This window comes from Gordonia sp. NPDC058843, from assembly GCF_042743165.1.
Lineage (GTDB): Bacteria > Actinomycetota > Actinomycetes > Mycobacteriales > Mycobacteriaceae > Gordonia.
Genome location: NZ_JBHYNC010000005.1, coordinates 1 through 24,083 on the forward strand (window position 1 = coordinate 1; position 24,083 = coordinate 24,083).

Consider the following 24,083-nt stretch of genomic DNA (forward strand, 5'->3'; position numbering starts at 1 on the left):
ACCCTTCGTGGCTCGCTTCGCTCGCACCTCAGGGAGCATGGATTTCGGACACTCACGAGTGTTCTTTCGTGGTCCACGACGGCCGCTAGGCCGCAGATACTGAGGTGCGAGGAGCGATAGCGACGAGCCTCGAAGGGTCGTGGCGAGACGAGTTGCGAAGACCCTTCGTGACGCGCCCTCCGCAAGCTGAGCCGTCCGTTCTGCTGGCTGAGCTTGTCGAAGCCCTCACTCGCCCAGCGGCGGCCGCGACTGGTCCCAGAGCGCGAGGAGTTCGTCGATGATGTCGGTCGCCATGTGCAGGGTGCTGAGGTGACTCTCGCCGGACATCTCGTACAGCTTCGCGTCGGGTAGCAGCGACACCATGTGCTCACCGTGGGCGTACGGGATGATGTGGTCGTCGTCGCCGTGCCACCAGCGCACCGGCACCGTGACATCGCCGACCCGGAAGCCCCAGTCCCGCGCGAACACCACGACGTCGGCGAACGGGGCGGCCATCCGGCGGCTCCCGCCGTGGAGCAGGTCGTCGAGGAACATGGCCCGGAATTCGGGGCGCGCCAACAGTTCTCGGTCTGCCTGTGGCGACAGCCGGCCGTAGATGGTGATCGCGGGTTCGGCGATGGGCCGGGCGAAACCGAGGGCGACGCTGAGTACCTGGCCGATCGGGGCGCCGGCGACACTGACCAGCGGTGCCAGCAGCGTGCCGAGCCGCATGGCGCCGCCGTCGATGCGGTCGGGGCCGACAGTCGGTGCGACGCCGCCGAGGATGCCGGCCGCTGTCACCCGATCGGGCATGGCATGCGCGACCCCGAGTGCGTACGGCCCTCCGCCGGAGAGTCCGATGATGGCGAAGTCGTCGATGCCCAGTGCCTCGAGGACCTCGGCGAGGTCGGGCGCGAAGTCGGCGACGTTGTCGTAGCGATGCGGGGTCGACGATCCCACGCCCGGCCGATCCAGTCCGATGAGCCGGACCTTGCGTTCGAGCGCATACGCACGCGCCTCGACGGGGATCTGGCGCCGCGCACCGGGTGTCCCGTGCAGCCAGACGATGGCCCGTCCGGTGGCCGATCCGTACTCGGCGAATCCGATTCGACGACCGCCGTCGGCCACGGCGATCGACCCCTCGATTTTCGGTCGGGCGATGTCGATCATGTGATCAGCATCTCACGTACCGTTGGTGGCGTGATCCCCGAGTTCGTTCACGGCACCGCGCGCGCCATCCGCCACGTGTTCACCCCGTACCCGGCTCGGGACATCCCGGAGGGCCGGATGGTCGACCTCCCGGGGCGCGGGCGGGCGTTCGTCACCGACTCGGGCCCGCGTGATGCGCCCGCCGTCTTCCTCCTGCATTCGGTGCTCACCACCGGGTTGCTCTGCTGGTACCCGACCATTCCGGCGATCAACGACCGCTATCGCGTCATCACCCTTGACGCGCGCTGGCACGGCCGCGGCATCGAGTCCGAGACGTTCGACCTCCGTGACTGCGCCGACGATGTCGTCGCCCTCGCCGACGTCCTGGGTATCGACCGGTTCACGGTCGCCGGGTTCTCGATGGGCGGCGGCATCGCCCAGCTGGTGTGGCGTCGCCATCCGGAACGTGTCGCCGGTCTGGTGCTCTGTTCGACCGGCCCGTACTTCAGCACCCACGATCCCCGGCACCGCGCGTCGTCGGAACGCATGGGACGCATCCTCCGCCCCGTCTACCGCATCCTGCCGCGAGTGTCCGAGAAGAGTCTGAACAAGACGACCTCACACACCTCGATCTGGGCCCTTCGGCAGTTCTTCTCGACGCCGCTGTCGCACCTCGGTGACTTCGGAAACGGGCTGGGAGAGTTCGACTCTCGCGGATGGCTCCACGAGGTCGACGTCCCGACCGCCGTCGTCGTCTCCATCCGCGACCGGGTCGTCGAGCCCGAACGGCAGCAGCTGCTGATCGACGGCATCCCCGGCGCACAGCGTTTCGAGGTCGACGGCGGGCACGCTTGCTGTGTCCTCGGCGCGCGCTACTTCATCCCACCGTTCGCCGAGGCGCTCGACGCCGTGGTGCCCCGCGATCGAGCATCGGTGGCGGCTCACTGACAGAGCCGCCGTTCACACTGTGGAGTTGTCAAGGGACGGATGCGGTCCCGGGCAAGGTCCGGGTGCGGAAGGTGCTACGCGAACGTATGTGTCGGGAAGAGTCGGTCAGGCGGCGTCGTCGAGTCGCATGGTGCGCCGGTTGTGGGCGGGTCGTGGTCGACGGTGCGGATCTATCGAGGTGGGCGGCACGAGCCAGGGGTGTCGGTCGAATCCCATGACGATGTCCCAGCCGTGGTGGTGGACTTGGGTGTGGCAGCGCTGGCACAGTAGGCAGCCGTTGTCGAGGTCGGTGGGTCCGCCGTCGGCCCACGACTTGATGTGGTGCACCTGTGTATGCGACGGCGGTGCACCGCATTTGATGCAGCAGGCGTCGCGCACGATGATCGCTTTGCGGAGGTGCGCCGGATACAACCGATGGGTGTGGCCCATCTGTAGCGGTACGCCCTCAGCGTCGAGAATGATCTCCGTCAGCGATCCGTCGCACGCTGCTTGTTTCGCGGTCACTCGGCTGACTGTTCCGGTCCACGGCAGCGTTGCGAGGTCTCCGGTGGCGGGGATGGTCAGCATGAGTTGCGTGCGTGGGCTTCCGACGGTGTCGATGGTCGCGCCGATGGCAGCTTGGTCGAGGATAAGCTCGAACGCATCAGCGCGCCGCTGCTCCGCGGTACGCCGATCCTCGGCACCGTCGGGTTCCGGCCGCGGGCAGGACCGTTCGTCGATCATGGCCAGGAACTTCTCGCCCACGACCTGGGTGAGGTCGGCGCGGATTTCGACGCGGCCGTCGTCGGTGGTGTGGGCGTTCACCGAGTTCAGAGACGTGTCGTCGGCTGCGGGAACACCGGTGTCGGAGGCGTCGGCGAGAGCGTTGGCGATCGCGCGGGCGTGTTTGAGGACCTGTGTCGGGGTCGCGCCGGACAACGCTTGTGCGATGAGTTCGCTTTCGTATTGGGGGCGGTCACCGTCGGATAGCGGCTCACCACAACGCTTGTCGATCTCGTTCATCCCGCGGACGACGGCGTCGACGACCTCGCCGGACAGCCGCCCGTCGGCGGCGTGACGGGTCAGGGCTGGAAGCGCGGGCAGGGCGTCGACACTGCGCATGGTGCGAAGAGCAGCGGCCGGTGCATGTCCTGACTCGATCAGCAACTTCTTGGTGGTGCTGCCGGCTTTCTGAGCGACGCCGAGTTCGTCGAGTTGTGCTGCGTGGGTGACGATCTGGTGGTCGACGGTGTTGCGGATCAAGCGCAGCGTCTCGAGCGCGTCGAATGTTGATCGGCCCGTGGGGTCGTCGGCGGGTGGGGTGGTCTCGATGAGCTGATCGAGAAGAGTGGCGAGCTCTGGCATGACTCCAAGGTACAGGAACATTCGTTCGATTTCGAGATTTCTCCACAGGCTTGAAACTCCGAATTCATCGACTGTGCAGCGTTTTTCGTCGACAGTGTGGTAACTGTTGTCAGTAATTGACTCCAGTCACACCCGTTTCGAGTTCGCGCCCAGAATTGGTGATTCGCGCCATGACCACGAGCCCCACGGGCGGTCAGGTAGCGGCCTTCGTGATGCGGACGAACGCCCACTCGGTGCCCGTCATCCCCACAGAGATCGGCGGTGGCCGGTAGGTCGAAGTTCGGCGACACCTGCGCGAGTGGCGCGTAGACCTCCTTGCGCTCAGCGGGTCCGCCGAAGCCCGCCACGCCGATCGGCCTGCGGTCGGTGGTGTAAGCGGCGCGTTGCCGTGCCGAGCCCCGCCAGTTGTCCCCGTTGTCGGCGATGCCGCCTGCCACGCCGACCGCGCCAACGGGTCCTCAGGTTGGACGGGTGCAACGGCCAGGCCGCCGCCCGAGGGTCGTCCCTCACGAGGTTGACGAGCGGTCCGACGCGTCGGCTGATGCACCCGTGTCAAATCGGTGGGCCCAAAAGCGGAGGGCGCAGCCGATGACGATGGATGCGCCGACCGATCACTGTCACCGACGTGGATGGTCGAGGTCTGCTGGTCCGGTCGCGAGGACGCAGAGCGCCAACACCGCCGTTGTCAAACGACCAGAAGTCGACGCAGTAGCACCACGTGACGTCGACGTGGTCTCGCGAATGGACTCACGACGATCCCGCTGCGACTGCTGACTGACAAGTAATACTTGTCGATGATATTCCGCAGTGGCCGCACCACCCAAACGTCTCGACATTGTTGCCGAACCACATGGATCGTTTGTGAATAGCTGCAGCGCAGCGTCTTTAGCGTTGCGACACGGTCAGGTGACCCACTTTCTCAGGTGTGACATCAACTACAAATTCGTGCCGTAAGTCGCGTGACTTCCGCCCAGATCGCGGCTCAGTCGGCGATCCCGGACGACGCGACACATGATCTAAATAAGCTGTAGCGCAACCAAAGACGAGAGACGACTCGACTCCGAGTCAGGCCCTCATTCGGCACCGGCACGGCCGCGGCTCACGAATTCGGTGCGGCTGATGATCTCCATCAACTTTCTTTTTAGCGTTACTCTCATTTCAGTTCGCGATTCGGTTGCCAGGGGAGGCCCGCAAGGGTTGGCACCGGAGCCGCGTCTGGCGTTGGAGCCCACCGCTGCGGCGCCGTCCTGGGGAGGGCTCATGACTGTTCTTGATTCTGTCGCGCCTGCGTCACCGCCATATGCGGACGTCGACGCCGACGCGTCGCCGACGCCGGCACAAGGCGCGGCTCGTCGCACATGGCGAGCGACGCTGACCGCGCCGCGTGAGATGTCGATGGGCGCCCGGTACGCGTCGACGATGGGTGCGGGCATGCTGGCGTTCGCGCCGGCCATCGCCGCCGAGTTCGACGCGCTCCGCCAGGGGTCGCCGACGGCATACCTGCTGTTCGTACCCCTGTGGTGTCTGATGATCGCCTCCGGGCTCGACGTCTCGTCGCGGGGCCGTGAGATCGGTGACGGCGAGTTCGACCGCATCCTGGTCGTCGTCGTGGGCGGCGCACTCGGACTCACCGCGGCCCTGGTCATCCCGCGGATTCCGGCCGTCGCGGCGTTCTGGCACGCCGATCTGATCCCGCTCCTCATCTGGGTCTTAGCGGCGTCGATCGTGGTCTTCGGGATCCGACGCGTCGTCCGCGACTACCTCATCTGGTTGTTCCTGCTGACCTGCTTCCCGCCGAACTACCTGCTCATGGGGCAGATACTCGGCGGCACGACCGTCGCCTTCGCCGCGTTATCCGTGGCGGTTGCCCTCGTCGTGACGTACATGGCGCTGCGTCGCCACCCGCGGATCGCCGTCGCCACCGCGGCGGTGTCCGGCGTCGTCGGTGCAGTACTGGTTCTGGTACTCCAGCAGACCCCGGTCCTGGCCTACACGGTTCCCACCGGCGTGGTGACCGCGATCGCGATCGTCGTACGACTCCGGTTCGGCAGAACGGGCTCGGCACGCGCCGGGCTGCCGAAGCAGTCGATCGCCACCCTTGCGTCGGCCTGGTTGGTGGCACTGGTGATCCTGGCGGTGACCCCGTTTGCACCGGAATCGCCGAAACCCGTTGTGTCACCGCCCATCGGCGCGGAGTGGCTCGAACAGTTGCGGACGCTCGGTATCGCGATCACTGAGCCCGAGGTGTTCGACTGGGGTCCGCGGGTCATGGGGTCCGGCGGTGACGTGCGCCGGTACCGGGTCACGACGGGGCAGACCGGTCCGGAGAACAGGCCGTTGGCCACCGCCTATCTCGACGTGTTCGCCACCGCGGATCTGGGCCGCTTCTCCAGTTACCGCCGTGGTCTCTGGTACGAGACGGTGCCGCCGGCGACGATCCACTCGACTCCCGCCTCGGCGGACGGCCGGCACACCCGGCTCGGCAGCATCGCCAACACCCCGGAGTCGGTCCGCACCTCGGATCAAGCGCTGTGGACCGGCCGGTTCTGGGGTTGGCGAGTACCCACGCCGGCCGGTGAGCGCTATATTGCCGTCTACCTGATGGCCGCCCGCGACCAGCCGGGATCGTCGAACGTTGCGGAGCCGAAGCCGCCCAGCTATGTCACCACCGTCGCCGAACCCATCAGTTGGCTCATCCGCGGTGGCGACGACACCCCGGACCCCGTCGACGACTCCGCCCTCGATGGCGCGCTGACCGAGCTCGCGTGGTCGATGATCGACGCCGTCGAACGACCAGCTCGGTGACCGCCCCCGACGCGCGACCGGTCACCGACTTGCGCCACGTCTCAACCCTGTCGGCGCGACATCCGCTCAGCCGCAGGCAGCGTCTTGGCCTCGTCGTGCTCGCGATCGTGACCGCGGCCGCGTTCCTCTTGACCTGGCGGGTCTCGCTCGCGGTCATCCTGAGCACCTGCGCCGTGTACTTCCTGGTCTCGAGCGTCGACAAGTTCGTGCTCGTCACCCGCGGCATGTCCGGCAGGGGAGTGCTGCGGGTGTCCGACGACGACGCACGCGCGATCCCCGACGCCGACCTGCCGGTCTACACTGTGTTGCTGCCGGTCTACGGGGAACCCGAGATCGTCGCCAACCTCGTCGCCGGTGTCGGCAAGATCGATTATCCCGCAGACAAACTCGACATCCTGCTGGTCCTCGAGGCCGACGACCACGAGACCCGGGCCGCCGTCGAACACGCCGACCTCGACGGGATCACCCCGGTGCTGGTCCCGCCGAGCGAACCGCGGACCAAACCCAAGGCGTGCAACGTCGCCATGGATCTGCCATCGGAACGCAGCGACATCGTCACCATCTACGACGCTGAAGACATCCCGGATCCGCTGCAATTGCGCAGAGCGGCAGCCGTCTTCGCCGCGAGTCCGCCCGAGGTCGGCTCGGTGCAGGCCCGGCTCGGGTACTACAACGAGCGCGAGAACCTGCTGACCCGATGGTTCGCCATCGAATACGACCAGTGGTTCTCCTACATGCTCCCCGCATTGAGTGCGTCGAAGTGTGTGATCCCCCTCGGCGGGACGTCGAACCACATCCGCACCGACGTGCTGCGGGAGGTCGGCGGATGGGATGCCTACAACGTCACCGAGGACGCCGATCTCGGAATCCGACTGGCGCGCTACGGATATCGCACGGTCGTCCTGGACTCACTCACCGGCGAAGAGGCGAACGCCGACGTGGTGAACTGGGTGCGGCAGCGCTCGCGCTGGTACAAGGGTTATCTGCAGACCTTCCTGGTGCACACCCGCCACCCGGTCGACATGGTCCGCGAACTCGGACTCGTTCCGGCACTTCGTATCTCGAACCTGACCGCAGGAATGCCGATCGCCAACACCCTCAACCTGCTGTTCTGGGCGCTGCTGCTGGTGTGGTTCGCCGGCAAACCCGACTTCATGCATTCCCTGTTCCCCGGGCCCATCTATTACCTGTGCGTTCTGATGTTCACCGTCGGAAATCTGGCGACCATCATGCTGGGCGTCGTGTCGACGCGGACGCTCGGCAAACCCCATCTACTCGGTGCCGCGCTCCTTGTGCCCGGTTACTGGTTCCTTCAGTCCATGGCTGCGATCAAGAGCATGGCGCAGCTCATCTACAAGCCCTCCTACTGGGAGAAGACCGTGCACGGACTCTCGGCCATGCCCGGTGTGTCCCGACCGCCGAAAGGTACTGAGAATGTCTAGCAACAGACCTGTCCGCCTGCGACGCCTCCTGGGAGTGGTCCTGGCGACGCTGATCGTCGGGATGGTAGCTGTTGCTCCGGCCGCGGCGGCCCCGGGAGACGGCACGACGACGCTCAATTGGCGACAACTGGGCATGGGCACTTCGGTGACCATCGACGGCGCCGACGTCCCGGTCGGCGTGAGCATCCCGGTGCCGCAGGGGATGTCGCCCACCACCCTGACCGGTGTGGTGGCGTCGGCAACCAACGTGTCCGACGCCTTTCTCCAGGTGGCCCGCACCGACGGCACGATCATCGGCACCGTCGTCGTCCCCAGGTTCGGCCCGCGGCAGCTCAGCACCCCGTTCACCGTGCCACTGACCGCTGTTCCCGTGGGCGACAACGGTCGCGCGGATCTGCGACTGACGCTGCGCAACGGGACCGACGACTCGGTGTGCGGACCGGTGCCGGAGGTCGCGCTGACCAACCTGAACGTCGCTTTCCGGGGCGCCGCGACGGTGCCTTCCACCATTCAGGATGTGTTCGGGACGGTGGTCAACCGGGTGACCGTGTACACCCCGGCCAACCCGAGTGCCGCGGCCGCGCAGACCACGCTCGGCGTCGTCGCCGCTGTCGCGGATCACTATCGCCCACAGCGTGTTGCGATCGACGTGGTGGAGTCGGCAGATGCCCGGCTGCCGCGTGTGGCCAGTCCGCTCGACCGCGCGGTCGTCATCCGCGAGGAGGGCGGCCCGGGGAGTATCCGTCTGGAACGTGCGGGGCAGCCCGGGGCTGCGCTGGTGATCAGCGGTGATCAGGATTCCCTGCCCGATCAGGTGGCGCTCTTCCGCGACGGGCTGACCGATCTTGCCCAGACAGACTCTGCTGCAGTCGAATCCGTCGGAGACCGCGAGGTGCAGGGTTCGGATTCGGTGACCTTCGGGGAGTTCTCCGATCGGTTGTCGGTGGAGGCTCTCGGAACCGCCTCGCTGGTACCGGGTTTCGATCCGACGATCCTCGCCCTCGGTCGGCCCGGCGCGGTCGACGTCGCGCTGAAGGCGCGCTACACCCCGGTCCGCGACGACGAGCGCGCGAATGTCATGGCCGTCACCGGCGGCGAGATCCTACACACGAGTGCGCTGGATGCGTCCGGATCGCTGGACACACAGTTCACCATCCCCGCCGCGCAGGTGGCGGCCAACGAGCCGCTCGAGTTCCGGGTGTCCTACGAGCCGGCCCCGGGCGCGTGTTCGCCTCGCAGTGTGCCGCTGACGTTCCAGATCGATCCGTCGTCGACGGCGTCGTCGAGCACGACTCCCGTTCGGATGGGCGGTTTCTCGTCGGTGCCGCTCGGGTGGCAGCCGACCGTCCAGGTCGCGCTGGACAACACCAATCCGGCGCAGCTCGACGCCGCCGCCGAGCTGATCGCGTCGGTGCAGCGCAGTTCGGCCACCGCACTGTCACCGGTGCTGGTACCGCTGGATCAGGCGATCGCCAGCAACACCGGCGCACTCGTGGTGGCCGACGCGGCGAACGCCCGCCCGCTGAATCCGCCGATCAACACCGAGGACTCGTCGACGCTCGTCGACCTCGCGGCACAGATCCGGCTGGCCATCCCGGACGGGCTGGGCACCATCCAGGCGTTCTCGCAGAACTCGCGCACGGTGGTGCTGGTGAGCACCTCGGGGTCGTGGGATCTGATCGACCCGCTGTTTGCGTATCTCGATGATCAGCAGGGAGATCTGGCGAACCTCCGCGGTGACGTCCTGGTGGCCGGACGCGCGGGTCAGCCCGAGCTGATGACCGTGCGGGCGGACGGTCCGCAGGCCGAGGTCGATCAGGTCGGTACCAGCTGGGTGGTGTGGCTGGGTGTCAGCGCCGCAGTTATTGCGATCGCAGCCCTGGTCGCCATCGCGATCATGTTGTATCGCAGGCGCTTCGGCGACTCGAGCGGCACCGCTGACGGCTCGACTACATGACCGTCGCGGTTCACGACCACGCCTCGGCACCGGCGGCCGGTGTGCAACCGCCGGTGACTGAGAGCCGTCGACGGCTCACCGCGGCGCAGTGGTGGGGTATCTCGCTGTTCGCCGGTCTGTTCGCCGGGTACCTGGCGGTCGGCGCGTACCTGTATCTCGCTGTCGGATACATCAATCCCGATGCGAGCAGTCGCGTGGGCAACGCCGGGTTCACCATCTGGAGCCGGGACCCGCACCTCGGCGCGATCGGTTTCGTCTGGAATCCGTTGCCGAGCCTGATCGAGATCCCGCTCGTCGAACTGTCGTCGCACTGGCCCCTGAACCAGTGGCCGGAGCTGCGTCGCGTCGGGTTCGCCGGTGCGGTCATGAGCGCGGTGTTCATGGCCGGTGCCGGGTGGCAGGTGCGACGCATCGCCCTCGACTACGGTGCCGGCCGCGTGCTGCGCTGGATCGCGATCGCGGCATTCGCGTTGAACCCGATGATCATCCTGTACGCGGGGATGGGCATGAGCGAGGCCCCGTTCCTGTTCTTCCTGCTGTGGGCCTGCCGTCGAATCCTGCTGTGGGTGAACCGATCACGTGTGCTCGATCTGGTCATCGCCGGCGTCGCCCTGGGTTTGGCGTACCTGACGCGCTACGAGGCGCTACCCGCGGCTGCGGGCGTGGCGGTCGGGGTGTTCGTGGTGTCGACCCGACGGCACCGTCCCGAGGAGCCGTCCGGACCCGCAGCGTGGCGGGCCGGCGCGCCCTTCGGTGTGCACGACGCGACCATCGTGGCCATGCCCACCGCGTTCGCGTTCGTGGTGTGGGCGGGCCTCGGCTGGCTCCTCGACGGGAATGCGTTCTCCCAGTTCTCCTCGCAGTACGGCAACTCGGCGCAGGTGGAGGCGGCGGGGATCGTCTCGGCCGAGGACGTCGGAGCAGGGCCGCTGGCGGAGGTGATCGTCGCCAACCTGCTCGGCATGCAACCACTGCTGTTCGCGGTGCTGCCGGTCGTGGCCTGGATCGCGGTCCGGTTGCGCAGGGTCGACGCCGCGGTGCCGGCAGTAGTGTTCGGCTCGGTTCTGCTGTTCCAGATGTCCGCGGTGATCCTCGGCTCGACCTTCGGCTGGTTCCGCTTCTACCTGGCGTCGACGCCGCTGATCGTCGTCGCGGTCCTCGTCGCGTGCGGGCCCGGCTCGCTGCGCACCCGCCGCTCCTTGAGCAGCGACCGGAGCTTGCGGAGGTCGTGTGTCGAAAGGACCACCCTCACCACACTCATGGCGCTGGTCCTGGCGACCTCGTTACCCGTGACGGCGTCGTCGATGCTCAACCCGGCGCTGGGCAAGGAGGAGTACGGCCTGCGCTCGGCATTCTGGCCCGATCGCCACCCGCCGTCGGAATTCTGGTTCTACTGGTTCGGCGAGGTCTCGGGCAACGTCGCCGCCTGGCTGGACAGCCAGAATCTGCCGGAGGGCTCTGTTCTCGTCGACACCTTCGGGGTCTCGCGCGTCTGGCTGGAGTCGGAGCGCCCCGAACAGTTCGTCGTGCGCAGCGACTTCGACTTCTTCGCGAAGCTGAACGCACCCGCCGAGCAGGGCGTTCAGTACATCCTCACGCAGCGGCCGACCGGCCTCGGTTCGCTCGACGCCATCAACGTTCGCTATCCGACGCTTTGGGCCGACGGCGCCGGCATCGCGACGGTCGCCATGACGGTGACGACGCCGACCGGGAAACCGCAGTTCCGCATTTACCGGATCAAGGGATCGGATTGATCGTCACGGATTGACCCAGAAGGTGGCGGCTACCGGCGTGCTCAGGATGATGTTCTCTTGCGGGTAGTACTCGCCGGTCACCACCAGCTGGCCGGCTCCGGTGCGGATGGTGCTGCGGCGGTGGGGGTAGTCGTACGGGATCGAACCGGCGGCTCCGGTGGTGAGATTGCGCCAATGCCACCGGAATCCGTAGCCGAGGGGATATGGGTAGATCTGGCCACGTCCGTAGTACACACGCGGCTGGGCGACTCCGGCGCCGCCGACGCCCCAGACCAGCCCGGGTACCTGCACGGTTACCGAGTGATCCAGCTTGGGATGAGGCGGCGGCGGCGAGGCGGCGGCCGTGGCCGATGCCGACCACAGCGGCACGATGACCGCGAACGCGAGCATCAGCGAGAGGAATGCGCGACGAATTCTCATTTCGTGACGGTAGCGCCCGCTGGTTGAGTTTTCCGCGCTATTTGAGCTGCGAGTGGCTTTGACGAGGCCAACCATCAAGAACCCCACCTACGCCTGCAGCTCGAAAGCCTTCAGTACGGTCGTCGTCCAGATCTGCTGGCCGGCCGGGTTGGGGTTCACGGTGTCACGCAACAACGGGCGGAGTGCAGCGGAATCGGCGGGGAATGCGGAGTACACGTCGATGACCTGGATGCCTTCGGCGTCCATCGCGGACGCGTAGCCCTCCATGATCGCGTTGGTGGCGCCACCCTGCGCGGGGCTCTGCTTGATGGCCACGAGCTCGGCGTTGGGGTACTTCTGACGCAACTCGGTGATCAGCGGCTCGAGCTGCTCGGCGAGCGGGGTGTTCGGGTCCTGGGTGTGGCCGAAATTGAGCAGGATCAGATTCGGCGTGACGTCCGGGGTGATCAGTTTGTCGAGATTCTCGAGCGCGTAGTCGGCGTCTTTACCGGAGGCGCTGCCGTTCCAGAAACCGATCGGACCGTTCGGGCCGTCGCCGAGTCCGACCATGGCGCCGTAGTCATTGGTGGTGGCATTCCAGAACTTGGTGGCCATCGGGCGTTGGAGTTTCTGGCTGATCGTCGTCCCGAGTGCGGGAGCCCATCCGTCGCGGGCGGCGCCGGTCGAGTCGCCGAGGAGCACGATGGTCCGGGGCTCAGAGGGGTTGGCCTCCGCGTCTTCGATGAATTCGAGGGTCGCCGGCTGCTCGAGGGGTGCCATGCTCGCGGGGGTCACGCCTGCCGAAGATGTCGACGTCGGCGCTGTCCGATTGCTGGACACGATGAGTCCGACGATCAGGATCACCGCACAGACAACCATCACGATCCAGGCCCAGATGGGCGCGGAACCGAAAACGCGTTTCACAGCGTTCAACATCTACGTAATCTCCAACTCGATTGAGGCCCCCCAGCCAACGTTGTCACCATAGCGGGCGTTGATTCCGAGTGCGCGTGACGCCAAACCCGACGGGTCAGCAATCGGTGGGGGCTAGCGCTCCGGCGAGGCGGTCCTGCATCCACGTGGCCATCGCGGGGCCGGGGTCGACGCCGTGTCCCTGATGGTCGTGTCGGACCCGCATCAACCGGTCGCCGAGTTCGCAGGCTCGAGTCAAGGTGTCTTCCATGACGTCGACGGGGATGAGTGGGTCGGTGCCGCCATAGAAGACCGCGATCGGGACATTCGTGGCGAGCCGCGGTAGGGCGTAACCCTCGAGTGCGTGGGACAGGGTTTGCGCTGCACCCGGAGTCACTGCGTTCAGCGCGGCATCATCCGGCACCGACAGACCCGCCAGCGCCGTGCGATCGGCCGAGCAGACCGGCGCGGTGTCGGTGCTCAGTCCGGTCAGATGGTCGCCCGGGCGGACGGCGGGCTGGGCTTGGGCGACGCCGTGCACCACCAGCGGATACAGGAATCGTTGCGCGCGCGAAAGACTCCCTTCCTGCGCGCGGGTGACGAAGTAGCCGGCATCCAGCAGGGGAGCGACGGCAACCGCACCCACCAGTTCCCCGGCGCCATCGCCGTACTGCGCGAACTCCTCCGCTGTCGACCATGCGGCACCTCCGCCCTGTGACCGGCCGACGGCGAACCACCGGCCCCCGACGCCGAGGTCGGTGGACTGTGCGGCCCGGGCAGCGTCGATGACGTTGTATGCGGCGGTGCGGGGTTCGAGATAGGGATGAGGTGCTTGTTGGCCCGGCCGCACTCCCAGGCCTTGATAGTCGGTCGTGACCACGGCATATCCTGCGGCGAGAAAGTCCGCGACGGCGGTCAGATCCCCGAACATCGAGTCCCGGTCCGACGGTCCGCAATCCCGTGTGATGCCGGTGGTGCCGTGGGCGTAGGAGACCAGCGGATGACCGCCGGGCGGGGGAGGCGACCCGGGGACGAACAGGGTGCCGCTGACGGTCGTCGATCTGCCGTCGAGCCCCGACGCCGATCGGTAGACGATGCGCTGGGCGCCGGTGCCGGGCGGCAGGACGGCGAGCCACGCGTCGGGAACGATCTCGGTGCCGACGATCTGACCTCGCGCCCGTCGCACGTCGGCAACCAGTACCGGCGGAGATGACGGTGGCGCGTCGACCGCCGCCGACGTGACCGATCGCGCGGATTCGCCGGTCCCGGACGTCGAGTCGCAGGCGGCCACAGAACCGAAACCCAGGGTCGCCACGACAACCCATACGCCCGCCGTTCGGACGCGGCGCCACCCTCTTCTCACCTGAGAAAGGTATCCCGGCGATTCCCACGGTTTGCTTCGACGTATCTGTTTGCCCGATTCTCTAGGGCGTGGAATCGATCACCGGGACCCGTCAGGCGGGCGCGTCTTCTCTCGGTGAATACGACGACGCCGATACCGTCGCCTTCGCGGCAGCCTCCCGTCGGTCCGCCGATCCGCCCGCGCCCGAGCGCGATCCACTTGCGGTGGCCGCGCCGTCTGATGCCGAGGTGTATGAATACCTCGGCCCGCAGATGCGCTGGGTACAACTCGTCCTCATCGCCGCATTCGTCTTGGTGTCCATTTCCCTCGCCGCTTTCGCGACGACCCATGTGTGGCTGTCGCCCGTTCTGATCGTTCTTCTCGCCAACGTGATCGGAAACGCACTCTCGTTGGCGACGGGAATGAACCGTCGACGGATCACGTGGCGGTCCCACCAGGGCCGGGTCTCGAACTGGCGGCCCGTGGACCGGACGTATCCCAGCGTCGACGTCTTCCTCCCCACCTGCGGTGAGAGCATCGCAATCCTGCGCAACACCTATCAACACATCGCAGCTCTGCGGTGGCGCGGCCCGCTGAACATCTACGTCCTCGACGACGCGGCTCGGGGCGAGGTGCACGAGCTGGCCGCCGAGTTCGGATTCACCTACGTCGTTCGTCCGGATCGCGGCCATCTACGCAAGGCGGGCAACCTCCGGTACGCGTGCTCCATCAGCCGCGGGGAACTGATCGTCATCTTCGACGCCGACTTCTGCCCGCGCCACGACTTTCTCGCCCATCTCGTGCCGTACCTCGACGACCCGCAGGTCGCGATCGTCCAGAGCCCACAGTGTTTCTCGACGACCGAGGCGATGAACTGGATCCAGCGCACCGCCGGCGCGACGCAGGAGTTCTTCTATCGCTGGGTCTTACCGTCGCGGGATCGGATCGGAGCCGCGAACTGTGTCGGTACCTCGGCGGTCTACCGGCGCCAAGCTCTCGACCGCGTGGGAGGTTTCGCAGCGATCGAGCACAGCGAGGATCTCCACACCGGGCGGCTGGTCCAGCAGGCTGGATACAGCATCCGGTACGTGCCGGTCGTGTTGTCGCGCGGTCTGTGTCCATCGGACCTCGCCGGCTTTCTCAACCAGCAGTACCGCTGGTGCCAGGGGACGCTCTCGCGCGTCCCTTCTGCGCACTCTGAGCGCACCCTCCGACAACGCATCGCCGACTGGGCCGGCGTCTTCTACTACCTCACCACCGCGATGAACGTCTTCCTCCTCTTCCTCCCCGGCGTCATCATGGCCGCCTTCTATCCGGAGGACGTGCGCCCGGAGCAGCTCGTGCCGTTCCTTCTGGGGCTGTGGGTGTATGTCGTGTTGTTCCCGCTGGTGTCGAGGACTCGCTGGCGTTTCGAGGTACTCCGCATCCAGATGGCGTACAGCTTTGCCCACGTGATCGCGATCTGGCACAAGCTGATCGGCCGCGAGATCGGCTGGGTGCCGACGGGTGCGATCGGGAAGTCCAATTCCCTGGCCCGCTCGATCAGCGCGCTGGGGGCGATCACGCTCGGTACATCGCTGCCGGTGTTCTGGGTGTTCATCATTCGCGACGTGATGCAGTACGGGCTGGGCCAGTTCTGGATGATGGTCGGGCTGGTGGTCGCCTACACCTATCTGGCTGTCCCGCTGCTCGTGGAATCCCTCAGAATTCTGCGTCCTCGACGTGCCGATGAACCCCAGCCCCCTGAGGTGCGAGGAGCGATAGCCCCCCTGCTCCCTGAGGTGCGAGGAGCGATAGCGACGAGCCACGAAGGGCCCCGCAACCCAACTCCCGGTCCTCACCAAGACCGCCCACACATCACCACCAACCGGCCGACCGCGACCAACTGGAACCGCATCTCGGCGTGGGAGGCCGTCGGCTACACGTGCGTGATCCTCTTCGTCGCGGCGCTCGCGCTGGGGTGGTTCGACGTCATGCTCCCGTGGGCCACACCGTGAGCGGGCCCAGCAGGGGAGCGGAGCCGACGAACGTCGACGACGCGCCGACCGTTCCGCTCCGTGCGCAACCGGCGGGCCCGGCACCTCAACCTTTGGCGCCGAACACCTTCTTCGACGACATCGCGGGTTTGCGTGGCATCGCCGTCCTGCTGGTCGTGCTGTTTCACTCGCACGCCCCGTTCCTCACGGGCGGATTCGTCGGCGTCGACGTCTTCTTCGTAATCTCCGGGTTCCTGATCACCGGGCTGCTGGTGCGCGAGTACGAGCGGAACGGTCGAATCTCGTTGCGCGACTTCTTTGCCCGCCGGGCCCGGCGGATCATCCCGCCGGCCGCGCTGGTGATCGTCGTGTCGATCGTCGCCGCGGCCTTCCTGATGCCGTTGCTGAAGGTGTTCAAGCAGGCCATCGACCTACTGGCCGCGGCCGCGCAGTTGTCGAACTGGCATTTCATCGAGCAGAACGCCGACTACCTGGCGGGAGCGATCGACGGCAGTCTGGCCACCCATTTCTGGTCCCTCGCGATCGAGGCCCAGCTATATTTCGTGTGGCCGTTCCTGGTGATCGCGGCTGCGGCGCTGGCGATGCGCACGCCGCTGGGCCGGGTGTTCTCCGTCCGATGGTCGGTCGGGTTGGCGGTGCTGATCGTCAGCGTCGTCTCGCTGGTCCTCGCCATCCTCATCACCGCGACCGATCCGGCGACGGCGTATATGGCCACCTACACGCGGGCGTGGCAGTTCGGTGTCGGCGGCCTGGTGGCGATCGCGCTGCCGGCGCTCGCCCGCTTCGGCGGACACCGCGCCGGCGTCCCGATGGCCTTCGCCATCGGCTGGGCCGGTCTCGTGGCCATACTGGTCGCGGGCTTCGTGATCGACGCCCAGACGCCCTACCCGGGCACAGCGGCGCTGCTGCCGACCTTCGGCGCGGCATTCGTGATCGCGTCGGGCTGCATGGTGGGCACGCGATCGGTGTACGTCGGTCATCTCCTGGCAACGCCGCCGCTGACGTTCCTCGGCCGGGTGTCGTATGCCTGGTACCTGTGGCACTGGCCGGCGATCGTGCTGTACGAGTCGGTGGCCGGTGCGTCGAGTTGGCCGGTGCTACTGCTCGTCTCGGCCGGGACGCTGGTGCTGGCGACGTTGTCGACCCTGTTGTTCGAGGAGCCGCTGCTCCGCAATCGCGAGTTGAAGCGCAATGCGTCTGCGTCGATTTCACTGGGCCTGACCGGTGTCGTGGTGGCCCTGGCGGTCACGATGACCGCCGGCGTCGTCACCGTGCAGCTCGCGAGTCGGGACACCGTCGCCAATGCGGCGCTGACGTACCAGTCGGTCTTCGGCGCTGAGGCGAGCGAACCGAGCGGCCCGGTCACGCCCAACCCGTTCCAGGCGTTCGACGACCGGCCGGAGCCGTTCGAGTGTCTGATCCCGGTCGGCGACGTGGAAGCCCGCGCGGATTGCGTCTTCGGCCCGCCTGACGGCATCCCGGTGGTGTTGTTCGGTGACAGTCACGCCGACCAGTGGGCAGAGGTGGTTCGCACGATCGGCGCCGATCACGGGTGGCGAGTCCATCAGTTCACCAAGGCGGCCTGCCCGGCGCAGCACCTACGGCCGCAGCGGGGGATCTTCGAGCCCTACGTCAAGGCGGACTGCCAGGAGTGGCGCGAGGCCACGTTGCGCCGGATCGCGGAGGTGGGTCCGCGGATCATCTTCGTGTCGTCGTTGTCGACATATGTGCCGTCGCGCGAGGCGTCGCAGGCCGCGTGGGATCACTCGCTCACCCAGCTGCGGAACACCGGCGCGAACCTGGTGTACATCGCAGACACCCCGTATCCGGGCTTCCAGGTCGCCGACTGCATCTCCGGGTCGATGGACGACTGGACGCAGTGCGAGTTCAACTTCGACGACTACCCACGCGTCGAGCCCATCATCGACGCCGTCTCGCGTGACGCCTATCGGGACATCACCACGGTGAACGTCAACGAACTGCTGTGCTCAGGCAACTCCTGCTCCGCAGCGCACAACAAGATCCTCTTCTACCGCGACGACTCGCACCTGACCGCAACCTCCGCGCGGGTCCTAGAGCCAGCAGTGCGCAGGCAGCTAGACCGACAGAGGTTCGACTACAACGGCTAACGTCTTGTGCTCCCTGAGGAGCGAGCTTGCGAGCGTCACGAAGGGTTGAGCCGGCCCCGAGCTCCCCCTGCTGGTTGAGCCGGCACCGAGCCGCTAGGCGAGGAGCCGAGTCGAAACCACCTGGCGACCTTTCTCCTTTGGTTGAGCCGACCAGAGTCACTCCCCGCTGGTTGAGCCGGCTCCGAGCGAAGCGAGGCGCCGTGTCGAAGCCACCTGGTGACCACTCCCCACCACCACTCGACCCCTACTCCTCCCACCTCCGCCGTTCGCGCGTGCGGACACAGGCGACACCAGCAAGTACAACCCCGACAATGCAAAGAATGTCGGACTCGGTGAACCCGTGCTCGATCGTGATGAAGATGAGCACCCGCCCCTCGATCGGACCGTTCCAGAGGAACCACGTACCGGACAGAGCAGCGAGAACCGCAGCTACCGGGTAGCTCGGACGCGCGAGGCTCCATGCGCCGGTGACGAACAGGAGGTTGAGCAGCACCAGCGAGTGGAAGACAGTCGGGGGGATCGGCTCGGGTGGCATCCGACCAGTATCCATACGGGATGGCCACACCCGCGCGACGAACGCGCGTGATCTGGCTTCCAAACAAAGTCGACTGACTTAGCGGCGGGGCGTCTCCAGCCATTCCGCGAGCCCATCGCGAAATGCCGCCGTGCTCGACGATGTCGAATTGATTCTCCAGTCGCGCTCTTTGTCGGTTTGAAACCACAGAAAGCCGGTTACGTCCGTATTACGAAGCATAAGTTCGAAGAACTCGTCCATCCATCGCGCCTTGTCACCTGGTCGCGCCCCCTCAGCGCACCCGACCTCCGTCAGGAGTATCGGCAACCCAGGGGCGAGACGCCGGATGGTGGACAGGCTCTGAGAGAACAGCTTCTCCGGGGACTGCCACTGGTGGCCGGGGGTGTCTCCCCAGTTGTAACCGTCGAGCCCGAGGTAGTCGACGAACTGGTCACCGGGGTAGCAGTCAATGAAGTTCCGGGTACCTTCGGTGAGCACATTCGGTGTCCAGACGAACTCGACGTTGGGCGCCTGGGCACGGAAGATCCGGTGCATCCTCACCCACGCCGCGCGGTACTCCGCAGCAGTGTTTCCATAGAGCCCCACCGACCACGGATACCAGGTCCCGTTCATCTCCTGGGCGAATCTCAGCAGCAGCGGATGACCCCAAGAGCCGAGGTCCGCAGCCCACCGGTCGAGGTCGGAATCATGCTGACCAGCGCCGATGCTGCTCAACGAGAACTCGGGCTGGTACGGCCCGACTCGCGGCTTCCACGGTTCCAGCGAGAGGACTGGGGTGGCCCCTAGCTCGCGAATCGTGTCGAGGTGGGGCTGGGGGTGCGAGTCCTGAATTGCTGCATATAAGTGCAGAAGTCGTGGTTCAGCGCCGGCTAGCGCCGCGAAACGGTCGAAGGCCACGCGGGCTGCAGATGCATGCGTGGACAGGAACGCCCCCCACGCAGGGTTAGGCAACGAGGACGTCACCCGAGCTGAGTGCTGTGTGCAGGAGGACAGCAGCGCGCTCGATGCGGCGAGAGAAGCTACGAGCAGTGTTCGACGGGTGATAGCGACTGTACCCAGAGCCGAGGATGCGTCGCCGTCCATTTCGTCATTCTCGCGTGCTGCCGCTCAGGCCGACGCACGGGTACCGGTGTGGCCGTCGCCCGCAAATTTCAAGCAAACCAACGGTGAGTGACAGCCGGGTGAACGCACCATTCTGCGGCGAATTCACTAAATGCAGAATGAAGCAAATATGTCGAATTTTCAGGTGGTTCGGAATATATCGCGCCGTAGCCGGGTTTGCTCGCTAAAAGACCAATGCGCGATTAAGTAATGTTACCAACTGTGGTGCTGATCACACCCCGCTGTGGCAGGCGTCGTCGCCCAAACTCGCAGTTAGAGCGCAGATTTGCCAGTCGTCGCGAGCTGCCGAGGCGAAATGAAGTCGACGCCCCCCGGGGTGATGCCTACGAGATCCTCTGGGCAAAAGTCGAGACGAAAAATTTGCGACAGAAGTGTCACCCGACCGGACTACAACGGGCCTTCGAGTTGTATCCGTGACCCTACTGAAATAGTCTCCTTAGCAGTCGTGAAGCCAATCGCGGCTCCGCCGTCGTAGACGTTCTGGTGGTTGGGCGCAGGGGCCGATCGCCGCCTTCAGTTTCATCGTGTTGGGAGGTTGGCAGTGGCCCATGGCCCGGCCTTAGGCTCGTTGGGGCGCACAGAGCGCACACGTTTGCGCTTGCGTGTCGCCAGCAGAGCGAGGGAGCAGTCGCGATCGTGGGTGCATGGCTACGTGATCAAGTTGGCGTGGACTGACGCGATCGTAGTGATCGCCGCAGTCTGCGTGGCTCAGCTCGTGAGGTTCGGCGCAGAGAGTGCCACGACGCCCAACGGCGCGGCACAACTCCCAGCGGTTGTCGTTTCGGTTGTTCTCGCCTTCCTGTGGCTTCTCGCGCTACGCGCATTCCAGACTCTGGACCGCAGAATTGTTGGTTCGGGGTCTCAGGAGTACAGCCGGGTCGTCACCGCCTGCCTCGCCGTCTTCGGCGTCATGGCGATGGTCGACCTGTTGTTTCGGCTCAACATTGCACGAGGCTTCATCGCAATAGCTCTGCCTGTAGGCACTGCGGGGTTACTCCTGTCACGTTGGCTCTGGCGACAGTGGCTCGGACACCAACGGATCAGCTCGCGGAATCTGGAGCGGGTCCTGGTCGTGGGCAGCGAAACGTCAGCCGTCCCGATGATGCAACGGCTACTCCGTCAACCAAATCTCGGCTTTCAGGTCGTGGGCGTCTGCCTCCCTGGTCATGCTGGTCAACGACAGTCCGTTCGTGTGGACGACGTCGGTGTTCCGGTGTGTGGCACTTTCGACGACGTGCGTGAAGCAGTTCTGGATTCAGGTGCAACCACTGTGGCTGTGACCTCAGCCGAAGCACTAGGTCACGAAGCTATGCAGGCATTGAGCTGGGATCTCGAGGGTCTCGATGTCGAGATGATGGTCTCGCCTGGCGTCACAGATGTCGCGGGACCGCGCGTGATGGTTCGTCCTGTGGCGGGACTGCCACTCCTGCACATCGACAAGCCGCGGTACGAGGGCGCCAACAGATTCCGTAAAGCGTTCGTCGACAGGGTCGGCGCTGCAGCGATCCTTACAGTTCTCGCCCCACTGTTCGTGGGGATTGCGATCGCAGTTCGGCTCGACTCTCAAGGGCCGGTCTTCTACCGGGCCACTCGTGTCGGGATCAACAACGCTCACTTCTCTATGTGGAAGTTCCGCTCCATGGTGCAGGATGCGGATGCCTTGAAGGACAATCTTCGCAACCTCAACGAGGGTTCCGGGGTTCTGTTCAAGATGCGAGACGATCCCCGAGTGACCAAAGTCGGAGCCTTCATCCGCCGGTACAGCCTCGATGAATTGCCACAGCTCTTCAACGTAGTCAGTGGCTCAATGAGTCTTGTGGGTCCAAGGCCTCCGCTGCCGGACGAAGTCGAACGCTACGACGGCAGGGTTGCGCGCAGAATGCTAGTTAAACCAGGTATGACTGGTCTTTGGCAGGTGTCTGGGCGCTCCGATCTTTCGTGGGAGGAGTCCGTCAGGTTGGACCTGTCGTATGTCGAGAACTGGTCGATCATGCAGGACGCGCTGATCATGTGGCGAACAGTGAGGGCTGTAGTTGCGAAGGACGGCGCTTACTGAGGAACCCATCGGGGTCTGAGGAGCGATGGCGGTCGCGGAACGACCTAATTAGCAAAAGCGTCAGTTCGTGGCCGCGCTTTCCAGTGCCGTCAAGTCAAGGCCACTTTGGCGAGCATCGGATGTGGATAATGCAGCGAGAATCCGTCTTCAGGTAGAAAAAAGTCTACTCTGATTGTCACGGGTATCTGTCCTACTCTTGACCTAGGGCGTCTGCGCGTTCCAAGAGTGCCTCTAAGTAGTTCCCGTATCCAGATTTCTTAAGCTTTTCGGCGCGCAGTTGAAGCTCATCACTGGAGATGAAGCCTTGTCTCCACGCGATCTCCTCTGGGACAGCGATTTTGAGTCCCTGGCGTTGTTCGACGGTGCGGACGAAGTTGCCGGCGTCGAGGAGGCTGTCGAAGGTGCCGGTGTCGAGCCAGGCCGTGCCGCGCGGCAGGACGGTGACCGACAGTTTGCCGCGGTCGAGGTAGTGGGCGTTGACGTCGGTGATCTCGTATTCGCCGCGGGCGCTGGGCCGCAGGTTGCGGGCGATGTCGACGACGTCGTTGTCGTAGAAGTACAGGCCGGGCACCGCGAAGTTCGACTTCGGCTGTGCCGGTTTCTCTTCCAGCGAGATGGCGGTGCCGTCGGCGTCGAAGTCGACCACGCCGTAGGCCTCCGGGTTGGCGACCCAGTAGGCGAACACCGCACCGCCGTCGACGTTCTCGAAACCCTGCAGCCGGCTGCCGAGTCCGGGTCCGTAGAAGATGTTGTCGCCGAGGACGAGTGCCACCGAGTCGGTACCGATGTGGTCGGCACCGAGGACGAAGGCCTGCGCGAGTCCGTCCGGGGAGGGCTGGGTCTTGTAGGTGAGGTCGATGCCGAACTGGTCGCCGTTGCCGAGCAGGTTCTCGAAGGCCTGGGCGTCGTGCGGGGTGGTGATGATCAGGATGTCGCGGATCCCGGCCAGCATTAGCGTCGAAAGCGGGTAATAGATCATCGGCTTGTCGTAGACCGGGACGAGTTGCTTGCTCACCCCCTGCGTGATGGGGTGCAGCCGCGTGCCCGTACCGCCAGCCAAAATGATGCCCTTCATAACCTTAGGCTAATGGTCTTGAGGTGAACTTGCAGAACTCTTTCGGTCCGATGTGACGAAGAAGCTTCAAATGCCCATGCATCGATAACTCAATCAACGGTGCTAGTTCAGCGAGCCGCACAGAATGCGCCTACCCACAACTGAGGCACAGATTCACGTCGGTACCTGGTAGGCACAGTCGCTCGGCCGACATGAGCCCGTCATTCGAGTGCTCGCTTAACACCCCTCGTTTTGGCCGCACTGACAAAGTGTCGACGTCTGCAGCGCGGACTCACCCTGGGGACCGTGTGTTCGCGGTTCCGCAACTCCGATTTGTTACGACCTTCGAAAGAGACACAGAAAAATCTGCGACGAGAACAGGGTCCTCGCGGACGATCAAGTCCGCTACATCGGAGCCCCAGCCGCTATGGCATGCACAGCATAACTGCTCATTGTCGATGCCAGGACGGGCGACGTGACGGCATCAAGCACCGTTCTTTGCAGGTCAACGTCCTGCATACTGGGGCGCGGGAGGTCGTGCTTGGCTCTGGCCCGTCATGCGAACCCCGCGGCAGCCGGCAAAACGGCGCTCTCGTAATGCCCTTCGGACGTCGCGGGCCTGGACTCTACTGCTCCTCTGAGTTGTAACCCGGACTACGCTGAAATACGCTCACTTCATCCGCAGAATAGTTTGCTGGGGAGCGGACGGCAGGCGTTCGGGCGGCTCGGCATCGGACCAGTCGCCGACCATAAGGTCGATCCTTTTTGGGAGGTAGACAGTGGCCCATCGTCCGGCTACTCAGGCCGCAGAGCTATGCTCCGCACTAGCGCGGAAGGAAGCACGCCACGCGCGGTACGAGGGGCGATTGGGCGCAGGGAGCTTACGGGACTTAGTGTCGGGTACTAAGACGAACCTAGCCGCTGCGGTGGGTGCGGACAGGGCAACTCGGTATGCGCTACCGGTTGCAGCTGTCGGGCTCGCGAGATGCACCCGCACCCTATTAGTTAGCGAGTATCGCCGCACACGAGCCCATCGCCTTTCCCGTCCCTGCAATTCGAGCAGACGCAGCACCCCGGTTGTGGAGATGGTATATGCCGGGCAAATCGCACTTTGTAGTCGAGAGCTTGCGCGAGTAGTCCATCGTCCACCTAATCGTCT

General features: G+C 65.4%; 16 protein-coding genes. 8 read left to right on the forward strand and 8 right to left on the reverse strand.

The genetic code is table 11. From position 1 onward, the window contains the following. Positions 1 to 225: 225 nt before the first annotated feature. Positions 226 to 1,149 carry an alpha/beta fold hydrolase gene (locus ACFW3F_RS05140; protein WP_388054978.1) on the reverse strand — a complete coding sequence of 308 codons (924 nt, stop codon included), beginning with the start codon at positions 1,147 to 1,149 and terminating at the stop codon, positions 226 to 228. Between the two features lie 30 nt (positions 1,150 to 1,179). On the opposite strand from ACFW3F_RS05140, the gene ACFW3F_RS05145 reads away from it, so the two are divergent. Then, positions 1,180 to 2,076: an alpha/beta fold hydrolase gene (locus ACFW3F_RS05145; protein WP_388054980.1), complete on the forward strand. Its 897-nt coding sequence runs from the start codon at positions 1,180 to 1,182 to the stop codon at positions 2,074 to 2,076. A 105-nt stretch (positions 2,077 to 2,181) separates the two neighbouring features. Here the strand turns inward: ACFW3F_RS05145 and ACFW3F_RS05150 are convergent, their stop codons facing one another. Then, complete coding sequence (locus ACFW3F_RS05150) at positions 2,182 to 3,441, reverse strand: DUF222 domain-containing protein (RefSeq protein WP_388054982.1); 1,260 nt, start codon at positions 3,439 to 3,441, stop codon at positions 2,182 to 2,184. Positions 3,442 to 4,680: 1,239 nt separating this feature from the next. Between ACFW3F_RS05150 and ACFW3F_RS05155 the strand changes: the two genes are divergently transcribed. Genes ACFW3F_RS05155 through ACFW3F_RS05170 form a run of 4 tightly spaced genes read left to right on the forward strand, consistent with a single transcriptional unit; the run spans position 4,681 to position 11,378 of the window. Further along, on the forward strand, positions 4,681 to 6,225 hold the full coding sequence (locus ACFW3F_RS05155; RefSeq protein ID WP_388054984.1) for a hypothetical protein: 1,545 nt from the start codon (positions 4,681 to 4,683) through the stop codon (positions 6,223 to 6,225). Continuing rightward, the gene (locus ACFW3F_RS05160) at positions 6,222 to 7,667 is read left to right on the forward strand and encodes a glycosyltransferase family 2 protein (RefSeq protein ID WP_388054986.1); all 1,446 of its coding nucleotides are present in this window, start codon (positions 6,222 to 6,224) and stop codon (positions 7,665 to 7,667) included. Before ACFW3F_RS05155 ends, ACFW3F_RS05160 begins: the two co-directional genes overlap by 4 nt. Continuing rightward, on the forward strand, positions 7,660 to 9,624 hold the full coding sequence (locus tag ACFW3F_RS05165) for a hypothetical protein (RefSeq protein ID WP_388054988.1): 1,965 nt from the start codon (positions 7,660 to 7,662) through the stop codon (positions 9,622 to 9,624). The genes ACFW3F_RS05160 and ACFW3F_RS05165 overlap by 8 nt, the downstream gene beginning before the upstream one ends. Then, on the forward strand, positions 9,621 to 11,378 hold the full coding sequence (locus ACFW3F_RS05170) for an ArnT family glycosyltransferase (protein WP_388054990.1): 1,758 nt from the start codon (positions 9,621 to 9,623) through the stop codon (positions 11,376 to 11,378). Before ACFW3F_RS05165 ends, ACFW3F_RS05170 begins: the two co-directional genes overlap by 4 nt. A 3-nt stretch (positions 11,379 to 11,381) precedes the next feature. Here ACFW3F_RS05170 and ACFW3F_RS05175 read toward each other — a convergent pair whose 3' ends face one another. The 3 genes from ACFW3F_RS05175 to ACFW3F_RS05185 form a co-directional block, all read right to left on the reverse strand. Continuing rightward, positions 11,382 to 11,798, reverse strand: coding sequence for a hypothetical protein (locus tag ACFW3F_RS05175; protein ID WP_388054992.1), 417 nt, complete (start codon positions 11,796 to 11,798; stop codon positions 11,382 to 11,384). Positions 11,799 to 11,885: 87 nt separating this feature from the next. Continuing rightward, positions 11,886 to 12,713 (reverse strand): SGNH/GDSL hydrolase family protein, encoded by an 828-nt coding sequence (locus ACFW3F_RS05180; protein WP_388054994.1) that lies wholly within the window; start codon positions 12,711 to 12,713, stop codon positions 11,886 to 11,888. Positions 12,714 to 12,807: 94 nt separating this feature from the next. Beyond that, the gene (locus ACFW3F_RS05185) at positions 12,808 to 14,052 is read right to left on the reverse strand and encodes a lipase family protein (RefSeq protein ID WP_388054996.1); all 1,245 of its coding nucleotides are present in this window, start codon (positions 14,050 to 14,052) and stop codon (positions 12,808 to 12,810) included. A gap of 68 nt (positions 14,053 to 14,120) precedes the next feature. On the opposite strand from ACFW3F_RS05185, the gene ACFW3F_RS05190 reads away from it, so the two are divergent. Then, positions 14,121 to 16,028, forward strand: a complete 1,908-nt coding sequence (locus ACFW3F_RS05190) for a glycosyltransferase family 2 protein (protein WP_388054998.1) — start codon at positions 14,121 to 14,123, stop codon at positions 16,026 to 16,028. Further along, positions 16,025 to 18,157 carry an acyltransferase family protein gene (locus tag ACFW3F_RS05195; protein ID WP_388055000.1) on the forward strand — a complete coding sequence of 711 codons (2,133 nt, stop codon included), beginning with the start codon at positions 16,025 to 16,027 and terminating at the stop codon, positions 18,155 to 18,157. The genes ACFW3F_RS05190 and ACFW3F_RS05195 overlap by 4 nt, the downstream gene beginning before the upstream one ends. A 244-nt stretch (positions 18,158 to 18,401) precedes the next feature. Here ACFW3F_RS05195 and ACFW3F_RS05200 read toward each other — a convergent pair whose 3' ends face one another. Beyond that, positions 18,402 to 18,650 (reverse strand): hypothetical protein, encoded by a 249-nt coding sequence (locus ACFW3F_RS05200; protein ID WP_388055002.1) that lies wholly within the window; start codon positions 18,648 to 18,650, stop codon positions 18,402 to 18,404. A gap of 120 nt (positions 18,651 to 18,770) precedes the next feature. After that, complete coding sequence (locus ACFW3F_RS05205; RefSeq protein ID WP_388055004.1) at positions 18,771 to 19,406, reverse strand: glycoside hydrolase family 26 protein; 636 nt, start codon at positions 19,404 to 19,406, stop codon at positions 18,771 to 18,773. A 1,060-nt stretch (positions 19,407 to 20,466) separates the two neighbouring features. On the opposite strand from ACFW3F_RS05205, the gene ACFW3F_RS05210 reads away from it, so the two are divergent. Then, entirely contained in the window at positions 20,467 to 21,870 is a 1,404-nt protein-coding gene (locus tag ACFW3F_RS05210; RefSeq protein ID WP_388055006.1) for a sugar transferase, read from the forward strand. Positions 21,871 to 22,060: 190 nt separating this feature from the next. On the opposite strand, the gene rfbA is transcribed toward ACFW3F_RS05210, so the two are convergent. Then, complete coding sequence (gene rfbA, locus ACFW3F_RS05215; RefSeq protein WP_388055008.1) at positions 22,061 to 22,945, reverse strand: glucose-1-phosphate thymidylyltransferase RfbA; 885 nt, start codon at positions 22,943 to 22,945, stop codon at positions 22,061 to 22,063. Positions 22,946 to 24,083 lie beyond the last annotated feature (1,138 nt).